This is a genomic window from Kocuria sp. UCD-OTCP (genome assembly GCF_000349605.1).
Taxonomy (GTDB): Bacteria; Actinomycetota; Actinomycetes; order Actinomycetales; family Micrococcaceae; genus Kocuria; species Kocuria rosea.
The window spans coordinates 89,379-108,299 of sequence record NZ_AOSQ01000022.1; the positions used below are offsets into that span (position 1 = coordinate 89,379).

The window sequence follows — 18,921 nt, forward strand, 5'->3', positions numbered from 1 at the left end:
CCACGGACGCGGCCGCCCCGGCCGACGCCTCCGTGCGCACCGGTCCGGAACCGTCCGGGTACGCACGGACGCGGAGCGCTTAGACCGTCGGAGTCCCGTGATGAGATGAGACCCATGCGGCACACCGAGGACAGCACCCACGCCACGAGCTCCGCCCTGCCCGGGGCGGGGCCGGTGCGCTGGACCCTGGTGCCGCCGCACGGCTCCGCGCCGGAGCGCGCCCCGTGGCGGCCGAACCCCGAGCAGGAGGAGATCGCCGGGCTCCCGGCCGGGTGCGGCCCCCGGCTCGTGCTCGGCGGCCCCGGGACCGGGCGGACCCGGGTGCTCGTGGAGCTGGCGGCCCGCCGGATCGGCGGGGGCCTGGACCCGGACCGGCTGCTCGTGCTCACGCCGTCCCGGCTCTCGGCGGCCCGGCTGCGGGACGACCTCACGGCCGCGGTCTCGGCCACCATGAGCTCCCCGCCCGTGCGGGCCTGGCAGTCCTACGCCTTCGACCTGCTCCGGCGGGCCCAGAACCAGGGACTGCTCCCGGGCGTCGCGCACGGACCCAAGCTGCTGTCCGGCCCGGAGCAGGACGTGCTGATCGGCGAGCTCATGGCCGGGCACGCCGCCGGCTTCGGGGCCCCCGTCGTGTGGCCCCCGGACCTCCGGGAGGCGCTCGCCACCCGCGGCTTCCGGCAGGAGGTGCGCGAGCTCTTCGACCGCATGTCCGAGTACGACCTCGCCCCCGACGACCTCCGCCGCCTCGCCCGGCGCCTGGAGCGCCCGGACTGGGCGGCGGCCGCCACGATGCAGGCCGAGTACCAGGCCGTGCGCCGGCTGCGGATGCCGGAGTCCTACGACCCGGCGGCCCTCGTCACGGAGGCCGCGCGGGTCCTCGAGGAGCAGCCGGAGTTCCTGCGGGCCGAGCAGGAGCGCCTCGACCTCGTGCTCGTCGACGACCTGCACGAGGCGACGCCCTCGATCCACCGGCTGCTCGCCGTGCTGTGCCGGGGACGGGACACCGTGCTGACCGCCTGCACGGACACCGTGGTCCAGGGCTTCCGCGGGGCCCGCCCGGACCTGCTGCGCACCCTCGAGGACCGGCTCGCCGAGCCCGCGCGCCCCCTGCGGCGGCACCCCCTGGGCACGAGCCGGCGGATGCCCGGGGCCGTCGCGGAGGTGTGGCAGCGCGTGGCGGAGCGGATCCCCGCCGTGGCCGGGGCCCGGCACCCCCGCGCCCTCCGGCCCGCCGGGAGCGCCCCGGGCGCTGCGGACACGGGCCACGGCGCGGACACCGCGACCGCGCCGGCCGACGTCGCGGTGGACGGCACCGGAGACCGCGCGGCGCCCGGAGAGGTCACCACGGTGGTGCTCTCCTCGCCGCTGCACGAGGCCCGCTGGATCGCGCACCAGGTCCTGGAGCGCCACCTGGTGCACGGCGTCCCGCTGGCGGACATGGCCGTGGTCGTGCGCAACGGCCGCTACCTGGAGGGGCTCGAGCGCCAGCTCTCCGCCCTCGGGGTGCCCGTCAGCACCTCCGCCGCGGAGACGCCGGTGCGCGACGAGCCCGCGGTGCGCCCGCTGCTGGGTGCCCTGCGCATCGTGACCGAGGCCGCCGCGGCGGCCGCGGACCGCGAGGAGGACGCGCACTTCGGCGCCCTCACGGTCCAGGCGGCCGTCGACCTGCTCTCCTCGCGGATCGGCAACGCCTCCCCGATGGACGTCCGCCGGCTCCGCCAGCGGCTCCGGGCGGAGGAGCTCGCCGCGGGGGGGCGGCGCACTAGCGACGACCTGCTCGTGGAGGCCCTCGTGGCCCCCGGGGCGCTCGACGCCGCCGGCGTGCGCTCCGTGCCGGCCCGCCGGATCGCCCGGATGCTCGCGGCCGGGACCCGTGCCCTCCGGGAGGAGGGCGCCACGGCCGAGACCGTCCTGTGGGCGCTGTGGGAGGCGGCCGGGGTCGCCGAGTCCTGGCGGCGCCGGGCACTGGAGGGCGGCCCGGCGGGGGAGCGGGCCGACCGCGACCTCGACGCCGTGGTGGGCCTGTTCGAGTCCGCCGAGCGTTACGTGGACCACCTTCCCGGGGCCGGCCCCGCCCAGTTCCTGGACTACATCGACAACCAGGAGCTGCCCATGGACACCCTGGCCGCCCGCGCCCCGACCGACGAGACGGTCGAGATCATGACGCCCGCCACCGCCGCGGGCCGGCAGTGGCCGGTGGTCTTCGTCGCCGGCGTGCAGGAGGGCGTGTGGCCCAACACCCGCCTGCGCGGGCAGCTGCTCGGCGCGGACCTGCTCACGGACGCGCTCGACCTCGGCGTCGACCAGGCCGCGCGGGTCACCCCGGTCACCCGCATGCGCGAGGTCCGCCACGACGAGCTGCGCTCCTTCTCCGCCGCCGTCTCCCGCAGCTGCGGCACGCTCGTGGTCACGGCGGCCTCCGGCGAGGACGAGCAGCCCTCGGAGTTCCTCGACCTCGTCGACCCCCCGGGCTCGCGGCCCGGGGACGGCGCCCGGGCCGTGGTGGACGCCCCCCGGCCCATGACCCTGCGCGCCCTCGTGGCCGAGCTGCGGCAGTGGGTCCAGCTGCACGAGGAGGACCCCGTGCGCTCGGAGGCCGCGGCCCGGCTGCTCCACCGCATCTCCTCCTCCCCGCGCCCGGTGCCCGGCGCCCACCCCGACACCTGGTGGGGCGCCGCGGAGCTCTCCAGCACGGCGCCCGTCTTCGACGACGGGGTCCCCGTGCCCGTCTCCCCGTCCCGGATCGAGACCATCCACCGGTCCCCGCTCGACTGGTTCGTGGCCGCCTCGCGGGCCGAGGCCGCGACCGACCTCAGCCGCAGCCTCGGCTCACTCGTGCACGCCATCGCCGAGGAGCTGCCGGAGGCGTCGGGCACCGAGCTCGTCGCCGAGCTCGAGCGCCGCTGGCCCACGCTGGGGCTGCCGGAGACCTGGGAGTCCGCGGTCCAGCTCGAACGGGCCCGGCAGATGCTGCGCAAGTTCGCCCAGTACGTCCTGGACGCCCGCAGCAAGCACGGCCGCCGGCTGGCCTCCGTGGAGGGGGCGTTCAGCGTGCTCGTCCAGGGGCGGGCGCGCGACGCCCTGCTCCGGGGCCGCGTGGACCGCCTGGAGCTCGACGAGCAGGGCCGCTACGTCGTCGTCGACCTCAAGACCGGCCGGAACCAGCCCGCCGGGGCGAAGATCGCCGAGCACCCGCAGCTCGCGGCCTACCAGGTGGCGCTCACGGCGGGAGCGGGCACAGCCATGGTCGCGGGTCAGGACGAGACCGTCCTCGAGCTGCCCGGCGGCACCGTGACGGAGCTCTCCGGCGGCGCCCTGCTCGTCCAGCTCGGCACCCGGGCCAAGTCCCCCTCCGTGCAGCAGCAGGACCCCCTCGACCCGGACGCCACGTGGGCGCGGGACCTGATCACCCGGGCCGCGGAGCTCGTGGCCGGGGAACGGTTCACCGCCCGCCACGACCAGGCCGAGGGCGCCTTCAACGGGCACGGGTGCAAGCTGCCGCAGATCTGCCCGCTGTGCGCCGAGGGGCGGCAGGTGAGCGAACCGTGAGGACCGTTCGGACGGATCCCGGCCCCGTCCCACCCGGACAGCAGGAGACGACAGCGCCCATGGCCGACGCCCCCGACGACCGCACCCGGCTCGACGCCGCCGAGCACCCCTACGGCGGCGTCGAGCCCCGGTACAGTCCCGAGGAGCTGGCCGAGCTGCTCGGCGGCAACCTCCCCACGGCCCAGCAGTCGGCCGTGATCTCGGCCCCGCTCACCCCCCGGCTGGTGGTCGCGGGCGCGGGCTCGGGCAAGACCGCGACCATGGTCGACCGGGTGGTCTGGCTCGTGGCCAACGGGGTCGTCGCCCCGGACCAGGTCCTCGGCGTGACCTTCACCCGCAAGGCCGCCGGCGAGCTGGGGGAGCGCATGCGCTCCCGGCTCGCCCGGCTGCGCGCCCAGGGGCTCGTCGCTCCGGCCCACGCCGAGGAGGATGACCTCCCGGCCGCTCCCCAGGACCCCACGGTCAGCACCTACCACTCCTACGCCAACACGCTCGTGCGCAACTACGGGCTGCGGATCGGGATCGAGCCGGACACCACGCTGCTGGGCCAGGCCCGGACGTGGCAGCTCGCCGCGCAGACCGTGGAGGCCTGGACCGGGGAGCTGCTCGAGACCATGCCCGCGAAGTCGACCATGGTCGCCGCCGTCCTCGACCTCGCCTCGGCGTGCGCGGAGCACCTCGTGGACCCGGCGGACGTGGAGCGCTTCGCGGCCGAGCTGCTCGGCGCGCTGGCCACGACACCGCCGGGGCGCCGGAAGAAGACCCTGGGCGCCCAGCTGAAGAAGGTCGAGGACAACCAGCGCACCGCGTGGGTCCTCGCCGAGCTCGTGGCCGACTTCGCCCGGCGCAAGCGCGAGGCCCAGGCCATGGACTTCGGCGACCTCCTCTCCGCCGCCGCCCGGCTCGCGGAGCAGGACCCGGCAGCCCGCCGGACCGAGCGGGAGCGACACCGGGTGGTGCTGCTCGACGAGTTCCAGGACACCTCGCACGCCCAGCTGCGGCTCTTCGCCGCGCTCTTCGGGCAGGGGCACTCCGTGATGGCCGTGGGCGACCCCCAGCAGTCGATCTACGGCTTCCGCGGGGCCTCCTCCGGGCAGCTCTTCGGCTTCTACGACTCCTTCCCGGTCGCGCCCGGCCAGGACGGGGAGCCCAGCTTCCTCACCACGGCGTGGCGCAACGACGCGAGCATCCTGGACGTCGCCAACACCATCGCCGCGCCCCTGCGGACCCTGCCGGCGTGGGCGCGCAGCACGTCCTCCCTCGCCGTCCCCGAGCTCACCCCGCGTCCCGGGGCGGGCACCGGCCGGGTGCGGATCAGCCGGTACGCGACCGACGTCGAGGAGGCCGTCGCGCTCGCGGAGCGCGTCCGGGAGCGCCGGGAGCAGCACCGCGGCGACCCGGAGGAGCAGATGCCCACCATGGCGGTGCTCTGCCGCAAGCGCTCCCAGATCGAGCCCGTGCGCCGGGAGCTCGCCGCCCGCGGCATCCCCTACGAGGTCGTGGGCCTGGGCGGGCTGCTCAGCACGCCGGAGGTCTCCGACGTCGTCGCGACCCTCCGGGTGCTGGACGACCCCGGCCGCTCGGACGCGCTCGTGCGGCTGCTCGCGGGGGCCCGCTGGCGGATCGGGACCCGGGATCTCATGGCCCTCGCCGACTGGGCGTCCCACCTGGAACGCCGCCGCACGGAGGCCGCGCAGGCGGGCCGGGCCGAGGACCTCGAGAGCCCGGTCACCGCGGAGGAGGCCCAGGAGGACGCCCTCGTCGAGCCCGACCTCTCCGACCACGCGTCGCTGATCGAGGCCCTGGAGACCCTCCCGTGGCCGGGCTGGATGTCCGCGCACGCCCGCACCCTGTCCGAGACCGCGCGGGAGCGCCTGATCCGGCTGCGGACGGAGCTGGACCACCTGCGCTCCTTCCTCTCCGACGACCTGCCGAGCCTGCTGCACGAGGTGGAGACGGTGCTCGGCCTCGACGTCGAGGTCGCCGCGCACCCCCACCGCCCCGTCCACCAGGCGCGGCGCAACCTGGACGCGTTCCACGAGGCCGCGCAGTCCTTCACCGCGTTCTCCGCGAGCAGCGACGTCTCGGCGTTCCTCGCGTGGCTCGACGTCACCCTGGCGGAGGAGAACGGGCTCGAGCCCGGCCCCGACCGCACGCGGCACGACGCCGTCCAGCTCGTCACGGTCCACGCCTCCAAGGGCCTCGAGTGGGACCACGTCTACGTCCCGGGACTCAACGCCGGGAACTTCCCGACCGACCGGCCCTCCCGCTGGACCCTCGACACCGGGACCCTGGCCTGGCCGCTGCGCGGTGACGCCCGGTTCCTGCCGCAGTGGGCCGTGGACACGAGCGACCTCAAGGCCCTCGAGGAGTCCCACACGGAGTTCCTGGAGCTCGCCGCCCAGCACGCCGAGGACGAGGAGCGCCGTCTCGCCTACGTGGCCGTGACCCGGGCCCGCGAGGTCCTGGAACTGTCCTGCACCGTGTTCCGGGGCACGGCCGCGAAGGGCCAGGAGCCCTCCGTGTTCGTCGCGGAGCTGGCACCGCTCACCGAGGGCCCCGAGCCGTCCGTCCGCCCGGGCCCCTGGGCCGAGGTCCCGGAGGGGGGCCGCAACCCGGCCGCCGCCACCGTGCTGAGCGCCCCCTGGCCGTACGACCCGCTGGAGGGCCCCGAGGTCACCGAGACCGTGACGGACGAGTACGGGCACAGCGCCGTGCGCGTGAGCCCGCCCCCGCACCGGGGCCGCCGGGCCGTGCTCGAGCGGGCCGCCCGCGCGGTGCGGGAGCGCGGCTTCGAGGACACCGCGGACCTCGACGTCGAGGACCTGCTCGGCGTCGCGGAGCGGGACGGGCTCGCGCCGGACCCGCGCCGGTGGTCCGAGGAGGCGAAGATCCTGCTCGCCCGGCACGAGGACGGCCGGGCCGAGCGGACCGTCCCCATGCCGTCCCACGTCTCGGCCTCGACCCTGGTGGCGCTCGCGCGCGATCCGCTCGAGGTCGTGTCGGGCCTGCGCCGGCCCATGCCGCGCCGGCCCGGCACCGCGGCGCGGCGCGGCACCACCTTCCACGCCTGGATCGAGCAGTACTACGGCAGCTCCGCGATCTTCGACGTCGGGGAGCTGCCCGGGACCGCCGACGACTACGTCGACGCGGCCTACGACCTCCCCGAGCTCGCGGCGACGTTCCGCTCCAGCCCGTGGGCCGACCGCCAGCCGTACGCCGTGGAGTTCCCCCTCGAGACCCCGATCGCCGGGGTCACGGTCCGCGGCCGGGTGGACGCCGTCTTCCGCAACGGCGACGGCACGTGGGAACTGGTCGACTGGAAGACCGGGCGGGCACCCTCCGGCCGGGAGCTGCAGGAGCGGTCGGCGCAGCTGGCCGTGTACCGGCTCGCGTGGTCCCGGCTGCGGGCCGTCCCGCTCGAGGAGGTCACCGCCGCGTTCTACTACGTGGCCGAGGACCGGGTCGTCCGTCCGCACGACCTGTCCGGGGCCGAGGAGCTCGAGGCGGTGGTCCGGGAGGCCTACGACGTGGTGCTGCGCCCCTGAGCGGGGCCGCCGCCCGGTCCCGTCGGCGGCGTCCGGCCGGAGGGGGCCTCGGGGCCGCCGGCCGGGGCGGTGTCCCCGGGCGCGCGGTCCGGGGCCGCGTCCTGGGAGGCGTCGTCCTGCCCCGGGGCCGCCGGCGCGGTCTCCGGGGCGGCCGCGACCGGCTCGGGGCGCCGGGCGACGTCCTGCTCGAGCGTGGCGAGCATCTGCTCCGCGTCGGCCACCAGGTCCTGCGCGCCGCGGTCCACGCCGCGCACGAGCCACTGCGCCAGGGCGAGCTCGGCGTCCAGCCGGGCCCGGTCCAGCAGGTGCGGGTCCGGTGCCCCGTCGGGCGCCTGGAAGGACGTGCGGCGGCAGGCCGCGGCGTAGGCCTCGAGCACCCCCTCGGCGAGGCGGGCGTCGCGCGCCGCGAAGAGCCACGCGAAGTCCTCGGCGGGATCCCCCACGTGCAGGTCGGTCCACCCGGTCACCCCGCGCACCCGTCCGCGGGAGATCACGAGGTCGTCCTCCTGCAGGTCGCCGTGGACCACGCGCGGCCGGAACCGCCACACGGCACGGTCCTCCAGGACCTGCTCCCACCGGTGCAGCAGCGCGGCCGGCACGCGCCGCGTGTCGGCGGCCCGGCGCAGCTCCGTGCGGCGCCGCTGCCGGCACTGCTCGGCGGTGTAGCCGGGCAGATCGGCGTCCAGGACCAGCGCGGTCGGCAGGGCATGGATCGCTGCCAGGAGCCGCCCGAGCTGCACGGTGAGCGTCGGGGGCGGCTCGGCGCTCGGCACGTGCCGGTGGTGCTCGGGGTCCGGCTCGGCGGCCATGCGGGCGAGCGCGTCGATGTCCAGCGGGGCGCCCTCGATGTGGGAGTGCACGAAGGCGTGCAGGTCCCCGTGCGCCACGGAGCCGGCGGCGGTGGGGACCAGGAACGGGAGACGCGACCGGACGGCGGGGGTGAAGGAGCGGAGCACGAGGTGCTCGGTCTCCAGGCGGACGCTCGCCTCGGGGCTCAGCGGGGAACGCACCCGCCAGCGCCGGCCGGAGGCGTCGAGGACCACGGCGGAGCGGAAGTCGGCGTCGTCGTCGGGGGAGGGCCCCACGGCCACGGGTGCGAGTCCGGGGACGCCTGCGGCGGCGACGGCGGCCAGGTGCTCGAGGGACGTGCTCACGCCGTCCACCCTACAAGAGGCCCGGCCCTGCAAGAGGTCCGGCGGCCGTCCCCGTCCCCACCCGCCGGACCCGTGGTCCGCCCGGGTCGCTACAGTGGGGGACGTGCCCGCCTCCACCCCTTCCGAGCCCGTTTCCGGCTCCCGCCCCGTGCCCGCCCCCGAGCGTCTCTCGCCGGCCCGCCTGCCGTTCGCGGCGACGGCCTTCGACCGCGACGCCGTCGACCGTGAGCTCCACGACGTGCGCGTGCTCGCCGCGCAGGACCCCACCACGCTCGTGCTCGTGCTCGCGGGCGGTCTCGCCCCCGTGGCCGGGGACGCCCTGGTCCTGGTGCCCGCGGCCGAGCTCCCGGCCGTGCCCCACGACCCGCGCCGGCCGGAGGTCTACCTGGGCCGGCTGCCCGGCGCCCATGGGGCCCCCGGCCCCCGCGTCCTGCTGCGCGCCGTCGCCGCCCCCGAGCCCGGGGGCGAGGACGCCGCGGCGGAGCCCTTCGCGGTGCCCGAGCCCCTCGTGGCGGCCGTCACCGCGTTCGCCTCCGGCCGGGGCGGGGAGGAGCTGCGCTGGGCCAGCCTGCGGGAGCTCGGCCCGGTGCTCCCGACCGGGGACACCTCGCTGCTCGTCACCGCCCAGTCCGTGGGACTGTGGCACCGGGATCACCCCCGGTGCCCGCAGTGCGGGGAGCCCACCGAGGTGATCCGGTCCGGCTGGGCCCGGCGGTGCCCCAACGACGAGTCGCTGCACTTCCCGCGCACCGACCCCGCGATCATCGTGGCGGTCAGTGACGGCGACCCCGACCCCGACCGGGAGCGGCTGCTGCTCGGCCGCTCCGCGCTCTGGAAGGGCAACCGGTTCTCGACCCTCGCCGGGTTCGTGGAGCCGGGGGAGTCCCTGGAGCAGGCCGTGGTCCGCGAGGTCGCCGAGGAGGCGGGCCTGACCGTGGGGGACGTGCAGTACCTGGGCTCCCAGCCCTGGCCGTTCCCGCGCTCCCTGATGCTCGGCTGCCGCGCCGTGGTGCGCTCCGGCGCGGCCGTCCCGGACGGCCAGGAGATCCTGGAGCTGCGCTGGTTCACGCGGGCTCAGCTGCGGGAGGCGGCGCGCACCGGGTCCGTGACCCTGCCCGGGCGGGTCTCGATCGCGCACGCGCTCATCGCGCACTGGCTCGGCGAGGACCTGCCGGAGACCGCGTGGTGACCAGCAGCGAGACCGGCACGGACGTGGAGTCGACCCTCGAGGAGCGCATCCTCGCCGGCCTGGACCCCGAGCAGCGGGAGGTCGCGACCACGCTGCGCGGACCCGTGTGCGTGCTCGCGGGCGCCGGCACGGGCAAGACCCGGGCCATCACCCACCGGATCGCCTACGGCATCGCCACGGGCGTCTACACCCCGCAGAAGGTCCTGGCCCTGACGTTCACCGCCCGCGCCGCCAACGAGATGCGCAACCGGCTGCGCGAGCTTGGGGCCGCCGGGGTGCAGACGCGCACGTTCCACGCCGCGGCCCTGCGCCAGCTGCAGTACTTCTGGCCCCAGGCCGTGGGCGGGCCCCTGCCCGGGCTCGTGGAGCACAAGGCGCGGCTCATCACCGAGGCCGCGCAGAACATGCGCCTGTCCACGGACCGCGCGGCCGTGCGGGACCTCGCCGCCGAGATCGAGTGGGCCAAGGTCTCGATGCTGACCCCCGACACCTATCCGACGCGGGCGGCCGGGCGGGAGATGCCGCTGAACTACGACGTGCGCACGGTCCAGCGCCTGTACCAGTCCTACGAGGAGCTCAAGACCGACCGGCACCTGATCGACTTCGAGGACGTCCTGCTGCTCACGGTGGCCGTGCTCGAGGAGGACGAGCGCGTCGCCGCGACCGTGCGCGAGCAGTACCGGCACTTCGTGGTCGACGAGTACCAGGACGTCTCCCCGCTGCAGCAGCGTCTCCTCGACGCCTGGCTCGGGGGCCGGGACGACGTCTGCGTGGTGGGCGACGCCTCCCAGACGATCTACTCCTTCACCGGGGCCACCTCCCGGCACCTGCTCGAGTTCCCGGCCCGGCACCCGCAGGCGCGGGTGATCGAGCTCGTGCGCGACTACCGCTCCACCCCGCAGGTCGTGGAGACCGCCAACCGTCTGCTCGCGGCCCGCCGGCCGGCGCGGGGCTCGACCCCCGGCGCCTGGGCCACGCCGCTGCGCCTCGTGGCGCAGCGCCCGGACGGGCCGCCCCCGTCCTGGAACGAGTACGCGGACGACGAGGCCGAGGCGGCGGGGACCGCGGCGCGCATCCGGGACCTGGTCGACGACGGTGTGCCCGCGTCCGAGATCGCCGTCCTCTTCCGCACCAACGGGCAGTCGCAGGCCTTCGAGACCGCGCTCGCGGAGGCGGGCATCGGCTTCCAGCTGCGCGGCACGGAGCGGTTCTTCAACCGGCCGGAGGTCAAGCAGGCCGTGGTGCAGCTGCGCACGGCGGCGCGGGCCGCCGAGGCCTCGGACGAGCCCACGCGCCTGGTGCGCGACATCCTCTCCTCGCTGGGCTACTCGGACCGCGCGCCGCGCTCCACGGGCGCGGTGCGCGAGCGGTGGGAGTCGCTGGCCGCGCTGGTCTCCCTCGCGGACCGGATGGCCGCGGAGGCCGCCGCCCGCGAGGAGCAGTTCGTGCTCCCCGACTTCGCCGCGGAGCTCGAGCGGCGCATGGCCCAGCAGGACGCCCCCGTGATGAACGGGGTGACCCTGGCGTCCCTGCACTCGGCGAAGGGCCTCGAGTGGGACGCCGTGTTCCTGGCGGGCCTCAGCGAAGGGCTCATGCCGATCGGCTTCGCCGAGACCGCCGACGAGATCGACGAGGAGCGCCGGCTGCTCTACGTGGGCATCACCCGCGCCCGGGAGCACCTCGTGCTGTCCTGGACCCTGTCCCGCACCCCGGGCGGCCGGCCCACGCGCAAGCCCTCACGCTTCCTCGACGCCCTGCGGGAGACCGGCGGAGACCGCCCGGCCCCGCGCCGGTCCCGCCCGGGCGGCGCCCGCGCTCACGCCTGATCGAGCCCGCACAGGCACCGGCTCCGGTCCGGCTCCGGCCAGGACACCGCGTCCGGCCACGGCGGGGCGTAGAGGGCGGCGCGTCCCGCGCCGCCCTGCTCCCGGTGCCCGTGCCCCTCGGCCCCGGCGCCGCACAGCGAGTCCAGGGCCACCGCGAGCACCTCGACGGCCAGGCGGACCGCGACGGCCTCCGCGTGGGCCGCGCCCGCCCACGCCGCGAGGACGGCGGCGGTGCCGTGCGGCGCCGTGCGGGGCTGCGTGTGCTCGAGCGTCGCCCGCACGCAGTCCGGGCAGGGCCGGTGCGCCCAGGGCACGGTGGGCCAGCGCAGCAGGACCCCGTCGGCGTGGTGCAGCGACACCACCGGGTGGCGGGGGTCGATCCCCGCCCACGCCTCCGGTTCCACCGCTCCGGGCGGGAGCCGGCCGTCCGGGGCGGGCCGCCCGGAGCTGTGCACCACGACCGTGCCCGGCAGCAGCGCCCCGGGGAACAGCTCCGGCGCGCTGACGGGGGCGCACCGGGGGTCGAGCTCGCGCAGCCGCCGGCGCAGGGCCGCCTCGCGGGACCGGCCGACGTCCGCGGGCCGGTACGCGCCGGTCCCGAGGTCGGCGGCCGCGACGGGCGCGGTGTCGCTGACGTTGAGCCCGAGCACGCCGCAGCGCAGCAGGCGCACGGCCAGCGCCGCCGCGAGACCGTCCAGGCCCAGGAGCAGGACGTGCACCTCGTCCGGACGGGGCCGCTCGAGACAGGACAGGCGCAGGTCCGGGTCGTGCGGGGAACCCTGAGGAGGGCCGGGGAACGGAGTGGTGGGCACGGGACGCCTTCCGGGACGCGCGGGCGGGACGTCGTCACTCTCGCCCGGACCGTGCCCGCGGCGCGCCCGCCGGCGGGTCGTCCACAGTGCACGGCGGAGCGCCGTGCACATGGGCGCGGGCCGGCGTTTCGCGGCCCGTGCCCGCGGCGTGTTCAATGGCCCCATGCCCGTACCGTCGCAGCCCGAGGTCGTCGTGCGCCGCTCCGCCCGCCGGCGCAAGACCGTGTCCGCCCACTGGAGCGAGGACACGGTGGTGCTCTCGGTCCCCCAGACGGCCACCCGGCGGGAGATCGAGCACTGGACCCGCGAGCTGGTGCCCCGGGTCGTGGAGCGCCGGCGCCGCGAGGCGGCCAAGGGCGCCGACCGGCGCTCCGACGACCACCTCCTGCAGCGCGCCCACGAGCTGTCGCGGCGACACCTCGACGGCCGGGCCCGGCCCTCGGACGTGCGGTGGTCCGGGCGGCAGCACACCCGGTGGGGCTCCGCGACGCCGGCCACCGGCGTCATCCGGATCTCGGCGCAGCTCCAGCAGGCCCCGGAGTGGGTGCTCGACTTCGTGCTGGTGCACGAGCTCGCGCACCTGCTCGAGGCCGACCACAGTCCCCGGTTCCGGGAGCTCGAGGCCCGCTACCCCCTCGCCGAGAAGGCCCGGGCGTTCCTGGACGGCGCCGCGTGGGCGCACCGGCACGCAGGACGCGCCGGCGCGGATCAGCGGGAGCCGTCCCCGTCCTGAGGCCCGTCGTCCTCCGGCCGCCCGGGACCGCCGTCCGCGCCGGGAGCAGGGTCCGTGGCCGGACCGCCGTCCGCGCCGGGCCCGCCGTCGGGGCCCTCGTAGCCGCCCGAGAGCAGCCGCTGGAGCGCGGCGTCGACCTCGTCCTCGGACGCGGTGAGCAGCCCGCGGCGCTCGGTGAAGCCCGCGGGGTCGTCCAGGTCCTCGTCGGTGGGCAGCAGCTCCGCGGCGTCCCACAGGCCGTCCCGGTCCTCCACCCCCCGGCGCTCGCCGACGTACTGCCAGAACTGCGCGGCCTCGCGCAGCCGGCGCGGGCGCAGCTCGAGCCCCACGAGGGAGCCGAACGCGTGCTCGGCGGGCCCGCCGGCGGCGCGGCGCCGCCGGACGGTCTCGGACAGGGCCTCCCCGGAGGGCAGGTTGGCGGTCGAGGCGACGGTGACCACGTGCACCCAGCCCTCCACGAGGGCGAGCACCGTCTCGAGCCGCTTGAGGGTGACCTCCTGGTCCGGGGTCTGCTGCGGGGCGAAGATCCCGGAGGACAGGGCCTCCTGCATGCTCGAGGGATCCATCGGGTCGATGTCCCGGGCGGCCTCCTCGATGCGGGACATGTCGATGTGGATCCCCGCGGAGAAGCGCTTGACGAGGTCCAGGATGTGCTGGCGCAGCCACGGGTTCGCCGCGAACAGCCGGACGTGCGCCGCCTCCCGCACGGCGACGTAGAGCATGATCTCCTGCGCGGGGATGTCCAGGCCCTCGCCGAACGCCCTGATGCTGGCGGGCAGCAGCCCGGAGCGGCCCTCCGCGAGCGGGAGGCCGATGTCGGTGGAGCACAGCACCTCGCGGGACAGGCCGCCGATGGCCTGGCCCAGCTGGATCCCGAACAGCATCCCGCCGGCGCCCGCGAGCATCCCCGAGGCCCCGCCCATCATGGCGGACAGCTCGGGGGGCAGCTGCTGGGTGAGGGCGTCGGTGAGCGCCTTCGTCACGGACTCCGCGACCGGGCCCGTCATGTCCTTCCAGGTCTCCTGGGTGGCCTCGATCCACTCCGCGCGGGACCACGCCTGGGGCCGGATCGAGGTCTGGCCGAACTCGGTGTGGTCGGCCAGCCACAGCTCGGCGAGGCGCATCGCGTCCTCGACCGCGCCGCGCTGGGCGGGGGTCACCGACGGGTCGCCGTCGGCGGCGGCGATCTGCCGCGCGTGGTCGTGGGCGAGCTTCCAGTTGACCGGTCCCTCGGACTCCCCGGCGCCCATCATGGACTGGATCTGCTGGAACATCATCGACATCGCCTGGGGGTCCACCGGCACGCCGGCGCGCTGGAGGTCCTCCGGGCTCATCCCGCTCTGCCCCATGAGGCGCTCGAGCATCTCCTGGAAGGGGTCCTTGGGGCCGTCGCCGGAGTCGTCGCCCGGGGTGTTCCCGGGGCGGTCGTTGGGAGGCTGGGGAGTCATGGGTCCACCGTTCTTCGATCGGGTCGGGGGATCGGGCGGCACGGGCGCGCCCGACGTCTCTGCTCCCAGCGTAGCGAGCACCGGACGGGGCCGACCATGAGCCAACTCCCAGTTCGCTGGAAGCTCAGGGCCGGGTCGCGCGCGATAAGCTGGACCGTCCGGACCGTGCGGCCTCACAGCCTCCGGTCCCTCCGACGACGACGCCGAGGACCGCCCGTGACCGCATCCCCCCGCCCGCGCCGCGCCCTGCGCCGCCGCGGTCTCGAGTCCTGGGCGCTGCTGGGCTCCGCCGGGCTGCTGCTGGCCGGGACGGTGCTGCCCGCCCCGTTCGTGATCGAGGCTCCCGGGCCCACGTTCAACACGGTGGGGGAGCACGACGGCCGGCAGCTGCTGGGGGTCTCCGGCGCCCCGACCTACCCGAGCGACTCCGTCCTGGACCTGACCACGGTCTACGTGACCGGCGGGCCCAACAAGAACGTCAACGTGCTCACCGTGCTCGGGTCCTGGCTGGACCCGTCCGCCTCCGTGGTGCCGGCCGACACCCTCTACCCCCGGGACGTGTCGGGGGAGGAGGCCGACCAGTACAGCATGGCGGCGATGAGCAGCTCGCAGGAGGACTCGGTCGCCGCCGCGCTGACGCACCTGGGCCAGGACTTCAGCACCCGGCTCTCCGTGCAGGACACGGTCCCGGGCGGCCCCGCGGAGGGGGTGCTCGAGCACGGCGACGTCCTGCGCGGCGTGGACGGGGAGCCCGTTTCGTCGCTGCCGTCCCTCAAGTCGGCTCTCGACGCGGCGGGGGAGCGCGGCGTCACCCTGCAGGTCGAGCGGGCCGGGTCGCCGCGCGACGTCGAGGTGGACACCGTGCGCGACGAGGCGTCGGGGAACTGGCAGCTCGGCGTGTTCCTGCTGGCCGCCTACGACTTCCCGATCGACGTGGCGTTCGAGCTCGACGAGGTCGGCGGGCCCAGCGCGGGGCTGATGTTCGCGCTGGGGATCGTCGACGAGATGACCCCGGGCTCGATCGCCGGGGACCGGCACGTGGCCGGCACCGGCACCATCACCCCGGAGGGGGAGGTGGGGCCCATCGGCGGCATCCGGCAGAAGCTCGAGGGGGCCGCGGCGGCCGGGGCGGAGGTCTTCCTCGCCCCGGCGGACAACTGCGCCGAGGCGCAGGGCCACGTCCCCGAGGGGCTGACGGTCGTGTCCGTGCGCACCCTCGACGACGCCGTGGCCGCCGCCGAGGCCGCCGGGAGCGGCGGGGACCTCTCCGCGCTGCCGGGGTGCGCCGCCCGATGACGGGCGCCGTGTGCACGATTGCACCCCCGAGAAGCCCGCGGGCAGAATGGACGGGGTGCCCCGGCGACCCGCCGGCGGCGCTCCTCCTCGACGCAGGCCGCACCCCACGACTTCACGCACCACACCTGACGAACGACCCCGATTGCAGAGGTAACCAGTGACCGCCGGACCCACAGCCCCCCGACCACCGAGGCAGCAGCCAGCAGGACAGCGGCGGAAACGGGGTGCGCTGTGGCCGACGGTCGTGGTCGTCCTGGTCCTCGTGGCCGCCTTCGTGGGACTGACGCAGCTCTACACGGACGTGCTGTGGTACGACCAGCTGGGCTACCTCAGCGTGTTCGTCACCGAGAACGTCACGAAGATCGTGATCTTCGTGGTCGCCGCCGTGCTCGTGGCGGCGCTGATGTTCGCCAGCCTCTTCCTCGCCTACCGCAGCCGGCCCATCACGGCCGAGTCCATCGTGGACGACAACCTGCGCCGCTACCAGGAGGCCCTCGAGCCGGTCCGCAAGATCGTCATCGTGGTGGTGCCCGTGCTCTTCGGGCTCTTCGCGGCGAGCACGGCGATGACCCAGTGGGACACCGTGCTGCTGTTCCTCAACCAGGAGCCGTTCGGCCAGGAGGACCCGCAGTTCGGCCTCGACATCGGCTTCTACGTCTTCACCCTCCCGTTCCTGCGCTTCCTCATCGGGTTCCTGGTCTCGGCGATCCTGCTGGCCGGCGTGGCGGGGATCCTGATGCACTACGTCTACGGCGGCATCCGGATCACCGAGCGGGGGCTCAGCACCACCCGGGCGTCCCGTGTGCACCTGGGGGTGCTGGCCGCGCTGTTCCTGCTGCTCCAGGCCGCGAACTTCTGGCTGGACCGGTACTCCACGCTGCAGTCCACGTCCGGGACGTGGACCGGCGCGCTGTACACCGACGTCAACGCCGTGATCCCCACCAAGGCGATCCTGGCGGCGGCCGCGCTGATCGTCGCGATCCTCTTCGTCGTCGCGTCCTTCATCGGCCGCTGGCGGCTGCCGATCATCGGCACCGCCATGCTGCTCGTGGTCGCGGTGGTGGCAGGCGGGATCTACCCGTGGATCGTCCAGCGCTTCCAGGTCACGCCCACCGAGCAGGCCCTGGAGAGCCAGTACATCCAGCGCAACATCGACCTCACCCGGTCGGCCTACGGGCTGGACGCGGCCGAGGTCATGCCGTACGACGCCACCACGGAGACCGAGCAGGGCGCCCTGCGCCAGGACACCGAGACCACCTCGAACATCCGTCTGCTGGACCCCAACGTGGTCTCGGCGGCGTTCTCGCAGCTGCAGCAGTTCCGCCCCTACTACCAGTTCCCGGACACCCTCAACGTGGACCGCTACGAGATCGACGGCGAGGTCCAGGACACCGTCATCGCCACGCGTGAGCTGAACCCCGACCAGAACCAGGGGTGGTTCAACCAGCACGTGGTCTACACCCACGGCTACGGCGTGGTCGCCGCCTACGGCAACCGGGTCGAGGTGGACGGCAAGCCGCAGTTCATGCAGTCCGGCATCCCGTCCCGGGGCGTGATCTCGGACGACTACGAGCCGCGCATCTACTTCGGGGAGAACTCCCCGCTGTACTCCATCGTGGGCGGCGCCGAGGGCGACGAGCCCCTCGAGCTGGACCGCCCGCAGACGGCCGGCGACGAGGCCGGCGACGCCAAGACGACGTTCGCCGGCAACGGCGGGCCCAGCATCGGCAACTTCTTCAACCGGCTCGCCTACGGCATCAAGTTCCAGTCCTCGGACATGCTGCTCTCGGACGCCGTGCGCCCGGAGTCGCAGATCCTCTACGACCGGGACCCGCGCGAGCGGATCGAGAAGGTCGCCCCGTACCTGACGGTCGACGGCGCCCCGTACCCGGCCATCATCGACGGTCAGGTCCAGTGGATCGTGGACGCCTACACCACCTCGGACGCCTTCCCGTACTCGACGCCGTCGGTGCTGCAGGAGGCGACGCAGGACACGCAGACCGCCCAGGGCGCCGCGGCGGCCCTGCCGCCGGAGCGGGTCAACTACATCCGCAACTCGGTCAAGGCCACGGTCAACGCCTATGACGGCTCGGTGAACCTGTACGCGTGGGACGACCAGGACCCGGTGCTGAAGGCGTGGCAGAACGTCTTCCCGAGCACGCTCAAGCCCTACTCCGAGATGTCGGCGGAGCTCATGGCGCACGTGCGCTACCCGCAGGACATGTTCAAGGTCCAGCGGGAGCTGCTCAACCGCTACCACGTCACGGACTCCGGCAGCTTCTACCAGAACGACGACGTGTGGTCCGTGCCCAACGACCCGACGCAGGACTCGGACGTGGCGCTGCCCCCGTACTACCTGTCGATGCGGATGCCCGGTGAGGAGGAGGCCAACTTCTCGCTCACCACCTCCTTCATCCCGCAGCAGTCGGAGACGGGCAACACCCGCAACGTGATGTACGGGTACCTCTCCGCCAACTCCGACGCCGGCACCGGCGAGGACGGCGTGAAGAGCGACGAGTACGGGACGCTGCGCCTCCTGGAGCTGCCGCGCTCGTCCGTGGTGCCCGGCCCGGGCCAGGCGCAGAACCTGTTCAACTCGGACACCGACGTCTCCACGGAGCTGAACCTGCTCCGCCAGGGCGCCTCCGAGGTCATCAACGGCAACCTGCTCACCCTGCCCGCGGGCGGCGGCATGCTCTACGTGCAGCCCGTCTACGTCCAGTCCTCGGGCGACGCCGCGTACCCGACGCTGCGGCGCGTGCTCGTCGGCTTCGGCGAGGAGGTGGGCTTCGCGCCGACCCTCGAGGAGGCCCTCGACGAGGTCTTCCAGGGCGACTCCGGGGCCCAGACGTCGTCCGGTGCGGGCGTCGACGAGGCGGAGGCCGGGAGCCCGGACGGCGCCGGCGAGGACGGGGCCGAGGCCCCGGCCGGCGGCGCCAGCCTCGAGGACGCCCTCAGCGACGCCAACCAGGCGATCCAGGAGTCCGAGGAGGCCCTGCAGGACGGCGACTGGACGTCCTACGGCGAGGCCCAGCAGCGGCTGCAGGACGCCATCGAGCGGGCGCTCGAGGCGGACGGCGTCGTCGCCCCCGAGGCGGAGGGCGCCCTGGCCCCCGAGGAGCCGGCCGAGCAGCCCGCCGAGTAGCCGATTTGCGGGTCCACCCCGCGGCACGTATAGTCATACATGTCGCCGCGGGGTGGAGCAGTTCGGTAGCTCGCTGGGCTCATAACCCAGAGGTCGCAAGTTCAAATCTTGCCCCCGCAACCACTGTGATGTCTCAGGACATCGGCAAGGCCCGAACCCACGGATGTGGGTTCGGGCCTTTTGTCATGCCTGGGGCTGGTAGTCGCGGGTGGGGTCGATGG

The 18,921-nt window shown here is 75.2% G+C and carries 10 protein-coding genes and 1 tRNA gene; 8 read left to right on the forward strand and 3 right to left on the reverse strand.

Going from position 1 to position 18,921, the window contains the following annotated elements; all coding sequences use genetic code 11:
• Positions 1–114: 114 nt before the first annotated feature.
• A complete protein-coding gene (locus H488_RS27775; RefSeq protein ID WP_017833439.1) occupies positions 115–3,549 on the forward strand; it encodes an ATP-dependent helicase in 3,435 nt (1,144 codons plus the stop codon).
• A gap of 59 nt (positions 3,550–3,608) precedes the next feature.
• The gene (locus tag H488_RS27780; protein WP_017833440.1) at positions 3,609–7,097 is read left to right on the forward strand and encodes an ATP-dependent helicase; all 3,489 of its coding nucleotides are present in this window, start codon (positions 3,609–3,611) and stop codon (positions 7,095–7,097) included.
• On the opposite strand, the gene H488_RS0118380 is transcribed toward H488_RS27780, so the two are convergent.
• The gene (locus H488_RS0118380) at positions 7,073–8,251 is read right to left on the reverse strand and encodes a phosphotransferase (RefSeq protein ID WP_172604371.1); all 1,179 of its coding nucleotides are present in this window, start codon (positions 8,249–8,251) and stop codon (positions 7,073–7,075) included. The genes H488_RS27780 and H488_RS0118380 overlap by 25 nt on opposite strands.
• A gap of 103 nt (positions 8,252–8,354) precedes the next feature.
• Between H488_RS0118380 and nudC the strand changes: the two genes are divergently transcribed.
• Together nudC and H488_RS27790 are read left to right on the forward strand one after the other, a co-directional pair.
• Positions 8,355–9,440 carry an NAD(+) diphosphatase gene (gene nudC / locus H488_RS27785; RefSeq protein ID WP_109222180.1) on the forward strand — a complete coding sequence of 362 codons (1,086 nt, stop codon included), beginning with the start codon at positions 8,355–8,357 and terminating at the stop codon, positions 9,438–9,440.
• Positions 9,434–11,266 carry an ATP-dependent helicase gene (locus H488_RS27790; RefSeq protein ID WP_017833443.1) on the forward strand — a complete coding sequence of 611 codons (1,833 nt, stop codon included), beginning with the start codon at positions 9,434–9,436 and terminating at the stop codon, positions 11,264–11,266. The genes nudC and H488_RS27790 overlap by 7 nt, the downstream gene beginning before the upstream one ends.
• Here the strand turns inward: H488_RS27790 and H488_RS36080 are convergent.
• Positions 11,257–12,078, reverse strand: a complete 822-nt coding sequence (locus H488_RS36080) for a ThiF family adenylyltransferase (RefSeq protein WP_190274507.1) — start codon at positions 12,076–12,078, stop codon at positions 11,257–11,259. The two genes, H488_RS27790 and H488_RS36080, sit on opposite strands and share 10 nt — an antisense overlap.
• Positions 12,079–12,241: 163 nt before the next feature.
• Between H488_RS36080 and H488_RS27795 the strand changes: the two genes are divergently transcribed.
• Positions 12,242–12,811 carry a M48 metallopeptidase family protein gene (locus H488_RS27795; RefSeq protein ID WP_035927587.1) on the forward strand — a complete coding sequence of 190 codons (570 nt, stop codon included), beginning with the start codon at positions 12,242–12,244 and terminating at the stop codon, positions 12,809–12,811.
• On the opposite strand, the gene H488_RS27800 is transcribed toward H488_RS27795, so the two are convergent.
• The gene (locus H488_RS27800; RefSeq protein ID WP_017833446.1) at positions 12,787–14,259 is read right to left on the reverse strand and encodes a zinc-dependent metalloprotease; all 1,473 of its coding nucleotides are present in this window, start codon (positions 14,257–14,259) and stop codon (positions 12,787–12,789) included. The two genes, H488_RS27795 and H488_RS27800, sit on opposite strands and share 25 nt — an antisense overlap.
• A gap of 216 nt (positions 14,260–14,475) precedes the next feature.
• On the opposite strand from H488_RS27800, the gene H488_RS27805 reads away from it, so the two are divergent.
• The 3 genes from H488_RS27805 (at position 14,476) to H488_RS27815 (ending at position 18,823) form a co-directional block, all read left to right on the forward strand.
• Complete coding sequence (locus H488_RS27805) at positions 14,476–15,555, forward strand: YlbL family protein (protein ID WP_017833447.1); 1,080 nt, start codon at positions 14,476–14,478, stop codon at positions 15,553–15,555.
• A 157-nt stretch (positions 15,556–15,712) separates the two neighbouring features.
• The gene (locus H488_RS27810) at positions 15,713–18,700 is read left to right on the forward strand and encodes a UPF0182 family membrane protein (RefSeq protein ID WP_031283016.1); all 2,988 of its coding nucleotides are present in this window, start codon (positions 15,713–15,715) and stop codon (positions 18,698–18,700) included.
• 46 nt (positions 18,701–18,746) lie between these two features.
• Positions 18,747–18,823: transfer RNA gene (locus tag H488_RS27815), tRNA-Met, on the forward strand.
• The last annotated feature ends 98 nt before the right edge of the window (positions 18,824–18,921 follow it).

Excerpts from the sequence above, each read along its gene's own strand:
- H488_RS27775 (WP_017833439.1), top strand. The coding sequence starts at position 115 with ATGCGGCACACCGAGGACAGCACCCACGCCACGAGCTCCGCCCTGCCC.
- H488_RS27780 (WP_017833440.1), top strand. The coding sequence starts at position 3,609 with ATGGCCGACGCCCCCGACGACCGCACCCGGCTCGACGCCGCCGAGCAC.
- H488_RS27795 (WP_035927587.1), top strand. The coding sequence starts at position 12,242 with ATGCCCGTACCGTCGCAGCCCGAGGTCGTCGTGCGCCGCTCCGCCCGC.
- H488_RS27800 (WP_017833446.1), bottom strand. The coding sequence starts at position 14,259 with ATGACTCCCCAGCCTCCCAACGACCGCCCCGGGAACACCCCGGGCGAC.